Origin of the sequence: Streptomyces sp. RFCAC02, assembly GCF_004193175.1 — a bacterium.
GTDB lineage: Bacteria > Actinomycetota > Actinomycetes > Streptomycetales > Streptomycetaceae > Streptomyces.
Window position 1 is genome coordinate 3079313 of record NZ_SAUH01000001.1, and the last position, 13470, is coordinate 3092782.

General features: G+C 71.3%; 13 protein-coding genes and 1 tRNA gene. 10 read left to right on the forward strand and 4 right to left on the reverse strand.

The features are described 5' to 3' along the window. Positions 1-9: 9 nt before the first annotated feature. Positions 10-1101, reverse strand: coding sequence for a DUF3344 domain-containing protein (locus tag EMA09_RS14355; protein ID WP_240796395.1), 1092 nt, complete (start codon positions 1099-1101; stop codon positions 10-12). Positions 1102-1319: 218 nt separating this feature from the next. Further along, positions 1320-1406: transfer RNA gene (locus EMA09_RS14360), tRNA-Leu, on the reverse strand. A gap of 302 nt (positions 1407-1708) precedes the next feature. Here EMA09_RS14360 and EMA09_RS14365 point away from each other — a divergent pair. The 6 genes from EMA09_RS14365 (at position 1709) to pknB (ending at position 9672) form a co-directional block, all read left to right on the forward strand. After that, positions 1709-2539 (forward strand): DUF3662 and FHA domain-containing protein, encoded by an 831-nt coding sequence (locus EMA09_RS14365; protein WP_129841431.1) that lies wholly within the window; start codon positions 1709-1711, stop codon positions 2537-2539. Between the two features lie 10 nt (positions 2540-2549). Next, the gene (locus EMA09_RS14370; protein WP_129841432.1) at positions 2550-3077 is read left to right on the forward strand and encodes an FHA domain-containing protein; all 528 of its coding nucleotides are present in this window, start codon (positions 2550-2552) and stop codon (positions 3075-3077) included. 39 nt (positions 3078-3116) lie between these two features. After that, positions 3117-4517, forward strand: coding sequence for a PP2C family serine/threonine-protein phosphatase (locus tag EMA09_RS14375; protein ID WP_129841433.1), 1401 nt, complete (start codon positions 3117-3119; stop codon positions 4515-4517). Between the two features lie 37 nt (positions 4518-4554). Next, complete coding sequence (locus EMA09_RS14380; protein ID WP_129841434.1) at positions 4555-5961, forward strand: FtsW/RodA/SpoVE family cell cycle protein; 1407 nt, start codon at positions 4555-4557, stop codon at positions 5959-5961. Continuing rightward, the gene (locus EMA09_RS14385) at positions 5958-7424 is read left to right on the forward strand and encodes a penicillin-binding protein 2 (RefSeq protein WP_129841435.1); all 1467 of its coding nucleotides are present in this window, start codon (positions 5958-5960) and stop codon (positions 7422-7424) included. The genes EMA09_RS14380 and EMA09_RS14385 overlap by 4 nt, the downstream gene beginning before the upstream one ends. A 253-nt stretch (positions 7425-7677) precedes the next feature. Beyond that, the gene (pknB, locus tag EMA09_RS14390; protein ID WP_129841436.1) at positions 7678-9672 is read left to right on the forward strand and encodes a Stk1 family PASTA domain-containing Ser/Thr kinase; all 1995 of its coding nucleotides are present in this window, start codon (positions 7678-7680) and stop codon (positions 9670-9672) included. A gap of 94 nt (positions 9673-9766) precedes the next feature. Here the strand turns inward: pknB and EMA09_RS14395 are convergent, their stop codons facing one another. Next, positions 9767-10240, reverse strand: coding sequence for a DUF5324 family protein (locus EMA09_RS14395; protein WP_276324182.1), 474 nt, complete (start codon positions 10238-10240; stop codon positions 9767-9769). A 162-nt stretch (positions 10241-10402) separates the two neighbouring features. Between EMA09_RS14395 and EMA09_RS14400 the strand changes: the two genes are divergently transcribed. Together EMA09_RS14400 and EMA09_RS14405 are read left to right on the forward strand one after the other, a co-directional pair. Beyond that, on the forward strand, positions 10403-10933 hold the full coding sequence (locus tag EMA09_RS14400) for a peptidylprolyl isomerase (protein WP_129841438.1): 531 nt from the start codon (positions 10403-10405) through the stop codon (positions 10931-10933). Between the two features lie 106 nt (positions 10934-11039). Next, positions 11040-11927: a rhomboid family intramembrane serine protease gene (locus tag EMA09_RS14405; protein WP_129841439.1), complete on the forward strand. Its 888-nt coding sequence runs from the start codon at positions 11040-11042 to the stop codon at positions 11925-11927. A 213-nt stretch (positions 11928-12140) separates the two neighbouring features. Here the strand turns inward: EMA09_RS14405 and crgA are convergent, their stop codons facing one another. Further along, the gene (gene crgA, locus EMA09_RS14410) at positions 12141-12401 is read right to left on the reverse strand and encodes a cell division protein CrgA (RefSeq protein ID WP_129841440.1); all 261 of its coding nucleotides are present in this window, start codon (positions 12399-12401) and stop codon (positions 12141-12143) included. A 95-nt stretch (positions 12402-12496) separates the two neighbouring features. Here crgA and EMA09_RS14415 point away from each other — a divergent pair, with 95 nt between their 5' ends. Then, positions 12497-13234 carry a DUF881 domain-containing protein gene (locus tag EMA09_RS14415; protein WP_129841441.1) on the forward strand — a complete coding sequence of 246 codons (738 nt, stop codon included), beginning with the start codon at positions 12497-12499 and terminating at the stop codon, positions 13232-13234. Between the two features lie 78 nt (positions 13235-13312). Next, the gene (locus EMA09_RS28375; RefSeq protein WP_168220728.1) at positions 13313-13468 is read left to right on the forward strand and encodes a hypothetical protein; all 156 of its coding nucleotides are present in this window, start codon (positions 13313-13315) and stop codon (positions 13466-13468) included. The last annotated feature ends 2 nt before the right edge of the window (positions 13469-13470 follow it).

A 13470-nucleotide genomic window follows, 5' to 3' on the forward strand; every position in this document is an offset into this window, starting at 1 on the left:
CGCCCCCGCTCACTGCCGCGCGGCGGTCTGGAGGAAGACCGCGCTCAGGTGGTAGGCGTCCCGGCCGCCGCCGAACGCCACGGACAGCCGGTCGGCGCCCGGCTCCAGCGCCCCGGTCAGGTCGAGCACGTCCGAGTCGTAGCCGAGCGTGTGGGCGTGGGCCGGGTCGCGGCCGGCCGTGGCGCGGCCGAGGTCGGCGACCGTTCCGTTGAGGACGTCGGTGCCCGGGTTGGCCGCGTCGTGCAGGACGGTCGGGGGTGCGCCGGGGGCGCTCACCGTGACCCGGTCGCCGCCGTCCGCGCCGTCGGGCACGCGCTCGCCGCCGCCCGCGACGAGGCCGAGCCGCCCTTCCGCGCCGGCCGGCACGTCGAGTCCGGTCGCGGTCAGTTCGACGGGGCTGCCGCGGCCCGCGGTCGCGAGGCCGTCCCACAGGACGAGTTCCCGCAGCGGTTCGTCCGGGTGCTCGAAGGCGGCGACGATCGTCCAGCCGCCCCAGCCGCCGGCGGGGGAGTTGCCCGCGGCGGCGTTGACCTGCCCGACGGTCCAGGGGCCGCGTCCGCCCGCGTACCGCACCAGTTCGGTGATGTCGGCGGACGCGGTGTAGAGGGAGCCGTCCTCGGCCGTGACGTCGCCGGCGGTGTCGTCGGCGAGGATCTCGCGGTATCGGCCACCGGGTTCGGCGAGCAGGATTCTCGGGTTGTCGGCGGGCGCCTTCTCCTCGCCGACGCTGATGTTCGCGCTCCAGTAGATCCGCGCGTAGTCGACCCGCGCACCGGCGGGGAGCCGTAGTTCGGCGGCGCTGGAATCGTAGGTGTTCGGGTCGTCGTCGGTGTCGACGTACGTCATGGCGTACTGGCCGCTCGCCGCTGCCTGCCCGGCCTGCGCGTCCGCGCACGGGACGGCGTCGTCCACCATGACGTCGCCGCAGGTCATCACGGTGTTGGCGGCACGCGCGAACCCTCCGTGCAGCACCGCGCGATACCGCTCGGCGAGGGGCGGGGCGGGCACGGTGTCCGCCGCGGCGCTGGTGCCGGCCGGAGCCAGCGGCAACAGCGCGAGAAGCACCAGGGAGAGCAGAGAAATCGGCGCGAAATGTCTCATGGCCCCACTTCCAACCCGTGATCGGCAAGCGGTGAAAACCATGACAGACAACAAAAGCGAAATCACGTAAAACGCGCGGCGCCAGACACACAAGGTCATTCTGGGATTTACATATCAACTGCCTGACGTGAAACGCCTCACACCGCGGCAGCCCGGCCGGCACCCCGCGCACACGACGAAGGACCCCCGCTCCGTACCCGGAACGGGGGTCCTGATCGTGGTGCGCGAGGGGGGAGTTGAACCCCCACGCCCTTTCGGGCACTGGAACCTGAATCCAGCGCGTCTGCCTATTCCGCCACCCGCGCTCGCACCACCGGCTCCCAGCCCCCGATCCCTCGCGGGACCGGCCCGGGCGCCGACATCCAGAAGGCTAACACGCCCCGGACCCCGGTCTCATCCCCGTTCCCCGCGCACCCCGGCTCCCGGACCGGGCATCCCCTCCGCATTACCTCCCGGCATGCGCGACACTGTTCCAAGCTCCCCCCTACGATCCGGGGTGGAGCGTTGCGTTCCGGGGAACCACCTGATCATCCGTGCGCGTGGATACGATCAGCAATCCCTACCACTTCAGGCGCGCACCCGGGACATGCGAGGAGGAGGTGCACACATGGGAGTACTGAAGCGCTTCGAGCAGCGTCTGGAGGGCCTCGTCAACGGCACCTTCGCGAAGGTCTTCAAGTCCGAGGTGCAGCCGGTCGAGATCGCCGGCGCGCTCCAGCGCGAGTGCGACAACAACGCGACCATCTGGAACCGCGAGCGCACCGTCGTCCCGAACGACTTCATCGTCGAGCTCAGCGCCGGGGACTACCAGCGCCTCGCGCCCTACGCCGTCCAGCTCGGCGAGGAGCTGGCGGGCATGGTCCGTGAGTACGCCAAGCAGCAGCGGTACACGTTCATGGGCGAGATCACCGTCCACCTGGAGAAGGCCGAGTCCCTCGACACCGGCCTCTACCGCGTCCGCAGCCGCACCCTGGCGGCCTCCTCCGGCCCCGGCTACGACAGCCGCGCCGTCCCCCCGGCCTACGCCGACCCGGCCCCCGCGCCCGCGGGCATGCCCCCCCGGCCCGGCGCGGTGCCGCCCGGCGCGCCCCCGCGCCCGCCGGCCCCGCCCCGCGCGAACGCCGCCCCGGTGCCGCCCGCCGCTCCGGCCAGGGGCAGGACCAGGCGCTGGATCGAGATCAACGGCGCGCGCCACCAGTTCGCCAGGCCGACCCTCGTGATCGGCCGCAGCACCGAGGCCGATGTGCGGATCGACGACCCCGGTGTCTCCCGCCGCCACTGCGAGATCCAGGCCACGGATCCCCCGTCGGTGCGCGACCTCGGGTCCACGAACGGGATCGTGGTGGACGGCCGCCACACCACACGCGCTACGCTCCGCGACGGCTCACGGATCGTCGTGGGCAGCACCACAGTCATCTACCGGCAAGCCGAAGGGTAAGCGGGGGGCAATGTCAGAGCTGACCCTGACGGTCATGAGGCTGGGATTCCTGGCCGTCCTGTGGCTGTTCGTGATCGTCGCCGTGCAGGTCATCCGCAGCGACCTGTTCGGCACCCGGGTCACGCAGCGGGCGACCGCCCGCCGCCCCGAGCCCCAGGGCGCGTCCCCGCGCCGCGCCGACCGCGGCCGGCCCGCGCCGCAGCCGCAGCCACAGCCGCAGCCGAGGGGCAGGCAGCGCCGGGGCGCCCCGACGAAGCTCGTGATCACCGAGGGTTCCCTCGCCGGAACCACTGTCGCGCTCCAGGGGCAGACCATTACGCTCGGCCGGGCACACGATTCGACCATCGTGCTGGACGACGACTACGCCTCCGGACGGCACGCCCGGATCTACCCCGACCGGGACGGCCAGTGGATCGTCGAGGACCTCGGCTCGACCAACGGGACGTATCTGGACCGCGGCCGGCTCACCACACCGGTCCCCATCCCGACCGGCGCGCCGATCCGTATCGGCAAGACCGTCCTCGAACTGCGGAAGTAGGCCCGATCCCATGACGACCGGAGGGTGGGAAAGGCGCGCATGAGCCTGTCACTGAGATTCGCGGCCGGGTCCCACACGGGGATGATCCGCGAGCACAACGAGGACTCCGGTTACGCGGGGCCGCGCCTGCTGGCCATCGCCGACGGCATGGGCGGGCAGGCGGCCGGCGAGGTGGCGAGCAGCGAGGTCATCTCCACCCTCGTCCAGCTCGACGACGACATCCCCGGCTCCGACATCCTCACCTCGCTCGACGAGTCCGTGCAGCGCGCGAACGGGCTGCTGCGCTCCATGGTCGCCGACGACCCGCGCCTCGACGGCATGGGCACGACGCTCACCGCCCTCCTGTGGACGGGCCAGCGCCTCGGCGTCGTCCACGTCGGCGACTCCCGCGCGTACCTGCTGCGCGACGGCGAGCTGACGCAGATCACCCAGGACCACACCTGGGTGCAGCGCCTCGTCGACGAGGGCCGCATCACCGAGGAGGAGGCCACCACGCATCCGCAGCGCTCGCTGCTGATGCGCGCGCTCGGCAGCCAGGACCACATCGAGGCGGACCTGTCGATCCGCGAGGTGCGCGCCGGGGACCGCTACCTGCTGTGCTCCGACGGCCTGTCCGGCGTCGTGAGCGCCGAGACGATGCGGGACACCCTCGGCACCTACCACCCGCCGCAGGACACGGTCCGCGAGCTGATCGAGCTGGCCCTGCGCGGCGGCGGCCCGGACAACGTGACGTGCATCGTCGCCGACGTCCTGGACACCGACACCCAGGTCGGCGACACGCTCGCCCGCCAGCTCAACGACGCCCCGCAGATCGTGGGCGCTGTCGCCGAGGCGCAGGCGCAGCGCGCGCAGGAGACGCCGCGCACCCCCGCCGCCCGCGCCGCCGAACTGGCGCGGCCGCAGGGCGCGCAGCCCGCCCCCGGGCAGGACCCGCCGACCGGCGTGTTCGGCGCGTTCACGGACGAGGAGTACGTCCCCCGGCGCCCGAAGGGCCGCCACCGCGGGCTGAAGCGCGCCGCGCTGATCGTCCTCGCCCTCGCCGTGGTCGGCGGCGGCGCGTACGCCGGGTACCGCTGGACGCAGACCCAGTACTACGTCGCGGTCAACGGCGATCACGTCGCGCTGTACCGGGGCATCAGCCAGGAACTCGGCCCCCTGAGCCTCAGCAGCGTCGAGAAGGACCACCCCGAGATCACCCTCGACGACCTCCCGCCGTACCAGCGCGAGGAGCTGGAGGGCAGCATCTCGCCCGGTGGCCGCTCCGACGCCGAGGCCGCCATCGCCGAGCTGGCCGAGCAGGCCGAGGCGTGCCGCCTCAAGGCCGAGCAGGATGAGGCCCTGGACCAGGGGGCCGACGACGGCAAGAGTTCCGAGAAGCCGGCCGTGCCGTCGATGACCGAGCGCCAGCAGGAGCTGGCCAGCGAGTGCGCCCCGGCGTAGCGTCCCGTCCCCGAGCAGCCGACCCAGAGACCAGGTCATGAGCAGCACCAGCAACACCACCGTCTCCACCGGCGGGCTCCCGAGCCGCCGGAACACCGAGCTGGCCATGCTCGTGTTCGCCGTGCTCCTTCCGGTCCTGGCGTACGCGAACGTCGGCCTCGCCAAGGACGAGAGCCTCCCGGCCGGCATGGCGGGCTACGGGCTCGGGCTCGGCCTGCTGGCCGGCGTGATGCACCTGGTGGTCCGCCGCTGGGCGCCGTACGCCGACCCGCTCCTGCTGCCGGTCGCGGTCCTGCTGAACGGCATGGGCCTCGTGCTGATCTGGCGCCTCGACCAGGAGCCGACGATCACGACGGACTCCCTCGGCGGCCCCATGGCCCCGAACCAGCTCCTGTGGTCGACGGTGGGCGTGGCGCTGTTCATCCTGGTGCTGCTGTTCCTGAAGGACCACCGCATCCTCCAGCGCTACACGTACATCTCCATGGTCGTGGCGCTGGTGCTCCTGGTCATGCCGCTGGTGCCCGGTCTCGGGAAGAACGTCAACGGCGCCCGCATCTGGGTCTCGCTGCCCGGCGTCGGCTCACTGCAGCCGGCCGAGTTCGCCAAGATCATCATCGTCGTCTTCTTCTCCGGCTACCTCATGGTCAAGCGGGACGCGCTGGCGCTGGCCAGCCGCCGCTTCATGGGCCTGTACCTGCCGCGCGGCCGCGACCTCGGCCCGATCCTCGTGGTGTGGGCGATCAGCCTGATGATCCTGGTCCTGGAGACGGACCTCGGTACGTCGCTGCTGTTCTTCGGCGTCTTCGTCATCATGCTGTACATCGCCACCGAGCGGACGAGCTGGATCGTCTTCGGTCTGCTGCTCTCGGTCGGCGGCGCCGTCTTCGTCGCGAGCTTCAACAGCCACGTCAAGACCCGTGTCGACCAGTGGCTCGACCCGCTGGCCCTCGCGTCCAACGGCGGTGTGACGGAGAGCGCGCAGGTCATGTACTCCTTCGGCTCGGGCGGCCTGTTCGGCTCAGGCCTCGGTCAGGGCTTCTCGCGGCTGATCGGCGGCATCGGCGCCAAGAGCGACTACATCCTCGCCACGGTCGGCGAGGAGCTGGGCCTGGCCGGCATGATGGCGATCATCCTGCTGTACGCCCTGCTCATCGAGCGCGGCTTCCGCACCGCCCTCGCGGCGCGCGACCCGTTCGGCAAGCTCCTCGCCGGCGGTCTGACGGCGGTCTTCGCCCTCCAGATCTTCGTGGTGGCGGGCGGCGTCACCGGTGTGATCCCGCTGACGGGCATGACGATGCCGTTCCTCGCCCAGGGCGGTTCCTCCGTCATCGCGAACTGGGCGCTTATCGCGCTCCTACTGCGCATCAGTGACACTGCCCGCAAGCCCGCGCCCGCACCGGCACCCTCCCTCGACGCGGAAGAGACTCAGGTGGTCCGAGCATGAACAAGCCAATGCGCCGGGTCGCCATCTTCTGCGGCCTGCTGATCCTCGCGCTCCTCGCCCGGGTGAACTGGGTCCAGTTCGTCCAGGCCGACGAGCTGCAGAACGACGCGAACAACCGCCGCACCATCATCGAGCGGTACGCCCAGCCGCGCGGCGACATCATCGTCGACGGCGAGCCGGTCACCGGCTCCGTCGAGACGGACGACGACGACTTCACCTACGAGCGGACCTACACGGACGGCGAGCTGTGGGCGCCGGTCACGGGCTTCACGTCGCTCTTCCGGTCGGCCACGATGCTGGAGGGCGTCGAGGACGAGTTCCTCACCGGCGACGACGACCGCCTCTTCTTCAACAACACGATCGACATGCTGACCGGCGAGGACCCGCGCGGCGGCAACGTCGTCACGACCCTGAACGCCGACGCCCAGCGCGCCGCATACGAGGGCCTGGGCGACGCGAAGGGTGCCGTCGCCGCGATCGACCCGCGCACCGGCGCCGTCCTCGCGCTCGTCTCGACGCCGAGCTTCGACCCGAACACCGTCACGGGCAACTCGGAGGAGGCGAGCGAGGCGTTCGCCGCCCTGAGCGAGGACCCGGACGAGCCCACCCTGAACCGCGCCCTGCGCCAGACGTACCCGCCGGGCTCGACGTTCAAGCTGGTCACGGCCACCGGCGCCCTGGAGAACGGCCTCCTGCCCGACGTCGACGAGCCCACGGACACCCCGGACCCGTACTACCTCCCCGGCACCGAGTCCGAGGTCACGAACCTCACGAACGACCGCTGCGAGAACGCCACCCTGCGCATCGCCCTCGTCGACTCCTGCAACACCGTGTTCGCCAAGCTCTCCGACGAGCTGGGCAACGAGCAGATGATCGAGACCGCCGAGTCCTTCGGGTACAACCAGGGCGAGGACCTCACCATCCCGATCCGGGTGCAGGAGAGCGTCTACCCCGAGGACAACGCCCCGCAGAACGCGCAGGCCGGCTTCGGCCAGGCGTCCAACCGGGCCACCCCGCTCCAGATGGCCATGGTCGCCGCCGCCATCGCCAACAACGGCACCCTCATGGAGCCGTACATGGTGGACAAGCTCGTCGCGCCGAACCTGAACGTGATCGAGCAGCACGAGCCGCAGGAGTTCAGCCGGCCGATGTCGCCGGAGACGGCGCAGCAGATGCAGTCCGCGATGGAGAGCGTCGTGTCGGACGGCCCGTCCCACGACGCGGCGTCCATCGACGGCGTCACGGTCGGCGGCAAGACGGGCACCGCGCAGCACGGCGAGGAGAACTCGGAGAACCCGTACGCCTGGTTCGTCTCCTACGCCATGGTGGACGACGAGTCGCCGGTCGCGGTCGCCGTCGTCGTGGAGGACGCGGGTGTCGAGCGTGACGCCATCTCCGGCAGCGGCCTCGCCGCCCCGATCGCGCACGACGTGATGGAGGCCGTCCTCGGGAGCCAGGAGTGACCGGCCGCCCGGGGACGACGGGCCGCGGATGAGCACCCCCGGCACGGCAACCGCGCGCCCGCCCCGTACGTCTCACACAGGACCGGTCCCCTGCGGCCGGCCGCGGGGGACGGCGATACCGGTTGCGTATCGGCGGCCCACCGCCGTCCGGCGGGCGGGCGTCCGGCGGGTACCGTAAGCCAGGGCTTGGTCCCCGCGCCCCACGGGCCGGCCAGGGGGTGCCGCCCGTGACCGAACGGAGAGGGCTGGAAACATGGAAGAGCCGCGTCGCCTCGGCGGGCGGTACGAGCTGGGCCAGGTGCTCGGCCGCGGCGGCATGGCCGAGGTGTACCTCGCCCATGACACGCGCCTCGGCCGTACCGTGGCCGTCAAGACGCTCCGCGTCGACCTGGCGCGTGACCCGACGTTCCAGGCCCGCTTCCGCCGCGAGGCCCAGTCCGCGGCCTCGCTGAACCACCCCGCCATCGTCGCCGTCTACGACACCGGCGAGGACTACGTCGACGGCATCTCCATCCCGTACATCGTCATGGAGTACGTGGACGGGTCGACGCTGCGCGAGCTGCTGCACTCGGGCCGCAAGCTCCTGCCGGAGCGTTCCCTGGAGATGTGCATCGGCATCCTCCAGGCCCTGGAGTACTCGCACCGCAACGGCATCGTCCACCGCGACATCAAGCCGGCCAACGTCATGCTGACCCGCACCGGCCAGGTGAAGGTCATGGACTTCGGCATCGCCCGCGCGATGGGCGACGCCGGCATGACGATGACGCAGACGGCCGCCGTGATCGGCACCGCCCAGTACCTCTCCCCGGAGCAGGCCAAGGGCGAGACGGTCGACGCGCGTTCCGACCTGTACTCGACGGGCTGCCTGCTGTACGAGCTGCTGACCGTCCGGCCGCCGTTCATCGGCGACTCCCCGGTCGCGGTCGCGTACCAGCACGTGCGCGAGGAGCCGCAGCCGCCCAGCGTCTTCGACCCGGAGATCACTCCGGACACCGACGCGATCGTCCTGAAGGCCCTCGTCAAGGACCCGGACTACCGCTACCAGTCCGCCGACGAGATGCGGGCCGACATCGAGGCGGCGCTCGACGGCCGCCCGGTCGGTGCGGCGGTGGGCCTCGGCTCCGTGCCGTACGGGTACGACGACCGGCCCACCACGGCCCTGCGCGCCACCGACCCGGGCACCACGATGATGCCCCCGGCCGACGGCGGCGACGGGTACGACTCCTACGACGACTACGGCGGGCGCGCCGACCGGCGCCAGCGCCGCCGCAACACCTCCACCATCCTCCTGGTCATCGCGGCCGTCCTGGTCCTGATCGGCGCGATCTTCATCGGCCGGGTCCTGTTCTCCGGCGACTCGCCCGAGGCCAAGGTCACGGTGCCCGACGTCGCCGGGCAGAGCGAGGAGGACGCCACCGCGGCGCTGGAGGACCGCGGCTTCGCGGTCACCACCGGCGAGCCCGTGGCGTGCGAGGAGGACGAGGGCCTCGCCTGCCGGACCGACCCGGCCGAGGGCGAGGAGCTGGACAAGGGCGCGCAGGTGACCCTGTTCCTCTCCGCGGGTCCCGAGGACATCGAGGTCCCCGACCTCAGCGGCATGTCGTGGGAGGACGCGGAGGCAGCGCTCACCGATGCGGGCCTGGAGTCGACCAAGGAGACCGAGGAGACGGACGACGAGGAGCCCGGCACGGTCCTGGATCAGGATCCCGAGGCTGGCGAGATGATCCAGCCCGGCGAGGAGGTGACGGTGACCGTCGCCGTCGAGCCGGACGAGGTCACCGTGCCCGATGTCGTCGGCATGCAGTACGACGCGGCCGTCACCCGGCTCGAACAGGACGACTTCACCGCGGCCCCGCGCTACGAGGAGACGTCCGACTACCCGGAGGGCCAGGTCATCGCCCAGGACCCGCAGGCCAATGACTCCTACCAGCCGGGCGGCCAGGTCACGCTGACGGTCGCGAAGGCCCCGGAGCAGCCGGAGACGGTCAATCCGCCGAACGTCACGAACCAGTTGCTCTCCACGGCGCGCGACACCCTGACGTCCCAGGGCTTCACCGTCAGGGTCGAGGGTCCCGACACCGCGACGGCGATGGTCATGACGCAGTCCCCGGACTCGACGCAGCAGGTCGAGCCCGGTTCCGAGATCGTGCTCCGCACGTACGACCTCGGCGGCGGTCAGGACGGCGGCCAGGACGGCGGCGGCGACAACGGCGGGAACAACGGCAACACCATCCTCGGCAACGGCTGACAGCCGCCGCGCTCACCGCGGCACACGTCACGGGCGGGGCCGTACCCGGACTTCCGGGTACGGCCCCGCCCGTGCGACGCCGCGCACGGCGCGCTCAGTGCTCGCCGGAGTCCTGCGGCACCTCGGTGGCGGGGGAGTCCTCGGCCATCCAGTCCGGGCTGTTCTGCCCCGACCACCACTTCCATGCGGCGAACGCGCCACCGGCCACCAGACCGATCATGCCGACCCGGCGCATCATGCGTCCGGTCCTGGCGCGCCGCTGCCGGCGCCGGACCGCCGCCTTGATGTCCCGCACGGACACGTCGCCCCGCAGCGCGGCCATCGCCGCCTGGGAGCGGACCGTGGCCTGGGCGCGGGCCGGCCCCGCCGCCGCCTTCGCGCGCGCCACACGGGGGACCACCTGGGAGGCGTAACCGTGCTTCGCCCGGGTGGCCGCCTTCCTGGCCATCGGCGCCACGTGGGCACCCGCCTGCTGCGCGTAGTGAACGGCGTTCTCCTTGGCCGTCAGGGCGTAGGGGGTCACCATGTCAGTGGCATGGCGCACACCTGACTTCCCGTTGTGACTCACTGTTCCTCCTCCATGCGCTTACCGGTGGCGTTTGTCCACTCGTGCGGAAATCATTCCTGCTACCGGGGCCTCCGGCACGCCTAACGGCCATCCGGGGTCACCGCGTGTCGTGCGGTCGTGGCAGGATCGGGAACCGTCACTGACGTAGACGGAAGGTACATCGTGGCCGAGCAGCTCCTTGCCACTCTCAAGACCAACCGCGGCGACATCGTGGTCCGGCTCTTCCCGAACCACGCGCCCAAGACGGTCAAGAACTTCGTCGAACTCGCGGAGGGCTCCCGCGAGTGGATCCACCCGGCCACGGGCGAGCGGTCGTCGGACAAGCTGTACGACGGGACCGTGTTCCACCGTGTGATCAGCGGTTTCATGATCCAGGGCGGCGACCCGCTGGGCAACGGCACCGGCGGCCCGGGGTACAAGTTCCAGGACGAGATCCACCCGGACCTCGCCTTCACGCGCCCCTACCTCCTGGCCATGGCGAACGCCGGTCCGGGCACCAACGGTTCGCAGTTCTTCATCACCGTGGCGCCGACGACCTGGCTGACCGGCAAGCACACCATCTTCGGCGAGGTCACCGACCCCGAGTCGCAGAAGGTCGTGGACGCCATCGCCACCACGGCGACCGACCGGGGCACCGACCGTCCCGTCGAGGACGTGGTCATCGAGTCCGTCACCATCTCCACCGAGGGCTGACGGCCCGGGAACCTTTCCGGCCTCCCGCGCGTACTGTGCGTGCGGGAGGCCGGCCCCGTTCGGCAGCCGCACGGTTACGCTGGGACGGAGAGGGGAGGACAGCACCATGGCGCAGTGGTACAGCCAGCCGCAGCAGCCCGCCCTGGCCCGCTGCTACCGGCACCAGGACCAGGAGACGGGAGTCCGCTGCGCGCGCTGCGACCGACCGATCTGCCCGGCCTGCATGGTGCCGGCCGCGGTCGGCTACCAGTGCCCCGAGTGCGCGGGGGGAGCCGCCGCCGCCCGCGCGAACCGCGCCACGCGCCCCCGTACGATCACCGGTGCCGCGCTCACGGCCAACACCCGCGTGGTCACGAGCGTCCTCCTCGCGCTGAACCTCGTGGTCTTCGTCGCCGTCCTCGCCGGGGGCGACGACCTGGTCCTCGACCTCAGCCTCCTCGGTCACGCCCAGGAGTGGTACACGTGGGAGTGGCGCGGCGTCGCCGACGGCGAGTGGTACCGGCTGCTGACCTCGGCGTTCCTCCACCAGGAGATCTGGCACATCGCCTTCAACATGCTGGGGCTGTGGTTCCTCGGCCCGCAGTTGGAGGCCGCGCTCGGCCGGGTGCGGTTCACCGCTCTCTACCTCATCTCCGCCCTGGGCGGCAGCACGCTGTTCTACGTGCTCGCCCCGCAGAACGAGTCGGCCCTCGGCGCTTCCGGCGCGATCTTCGGCCTGTTCGGCGCCACCGCCGTCCTCGCACGCCGGCTGCGGATGGAGATGCGCCCGATCCTGACCCTGCTCGCGGTGAACCTCGTGATCACCTTCGTCATGTCGGGCATCGCGTGGCAGGCCCACATCGGCGGCCTGGTCGCGGGCGCCGCCGTGACGTTCGGCATGGTGCACGCGCCGCGCAAGGGGCGGCTGCTCGTCCAGGCCGGGACATGCGCGGTCGTGCTCGCCGTGCTGCTCACCGCCATCGCGCTGCGCACGTCGGCCCTGCTCGGGAGCTAGTTATCCACAGGCGGTGCACGTCCCTGTGCATGGGGTCGGCGCACTGATCCGCTCTCCGTCGAGGACGACGTTCCCCCTGGTCAGCGCAGGTTTCGACACAATCCGACCCCACACAGAACCCGCACAGACGTTCGCCCCATCACTCCGTTGTCCACAGATGGTGTGATGGTCGGTGGATAAACGTGCCCCGGTCTCCCGGGGCCGCTCAACCCGCTACTTCCACTGCGTCGAGACGACGAACCCGAGCGCGATGAAGCCGAAGCCGACGACGATGTTCCAGTCCCCGAGCGATTCGACGGGCAGATCCGCCTGGGTCACGTAGTACACGACGATCCAGGCCAGACCGATCACGAACAGCGCCAGCATCACGGGCGCGACCCAGCGGCGACCGCCCATGTCGAGCTTGGTCGCCTGCCGCTTCTCCGGCGGGGTGTAGGTGTCGTCCTTCTTCTTGCGAACCCTGGACTTCGGCACGAGTGCTCTCCTGTCGATGCGCCTCTCAGCGCGTAGCACGGGACACGTCCGTTAGCGTAGTCCGTCCACAACGGTTTCTGGAGACCAGGGGTACCGTGAACAGGATCCGGTTGCGGCCGGCCCGGCTCGCCACCGCCGCCGTCTTCGCGCTCGCGGGCCTCATCTTCTGGTCCAGCGTCGAGGTCTCCGGCGGCAGCAACATCCGCACCGACGACTCCCTCCTGCGGATGTCCGACCTCATCCGCGAGCGCGCCCGCGAGAACGACGACCTGGAGGCCGCCACCGCGGCCCTCCGCGCCGAGGTCGAGGAGCTCGCCCGGCACGACGCGGCGGACGACCCCGCCGCCGGCGACCGGCTCGCCGGCCTGGAGGCCGCCGCCGGCCTCACCCCCCTCACCGGCCCCGGCCTCACCGTCACGCTCACCGACGCCCCGCCCGGCGCCGGCCCCCTCGTCCCCGACGTGCCCGACCCCTCGCCGAACGACCTGGTGATCCACCAGCAGGACCTCCAGGCCGTCGTCAACGCCCTGTGGGCCGGCGGCGCCGAGGGCATCCAGGTCATGGACCAGCGCCTCATCTCCACGAGCGCCGTCCGCTGCGTCGGCAACACCCTGATCCTCCAGGGCCGCCTCTACTCCCCGCCGTACACCATCACCGCCGTCGGCGACACCGGCGCCCTGCACGACGCCATCGCCGCCTCCCCCGCGATCAGCACCTATCAGCAGTACGTGGCGGCGTACGGCCTCGGCTGGGAGGTCACGGACCACACCACCGTCACGCTCCCCGGCTACGCGGGCGGCACGGCCCTGCGTCACGCGTCGCCCGTGGAATGACCGCGATCCCCTCCGGCCCACCGGCACCACGTCGTACGCTTGGTCCAGCCGGTGGTTGATCGAAGGGGTGGCTGAGCCATGTACGGGTGGATCTGGCGGCACCTGCCGGGCAACACACTGGTGCGCCTCCTGCTCTCCATCGTCCTGGTGCTCGGGGTGGTGTACCTGCTCTTCGAGTACGTGTTCCCGTGGGCCGAGCCACTGCTCCCCTTCAACAACGTGACCGTCGAATGAGC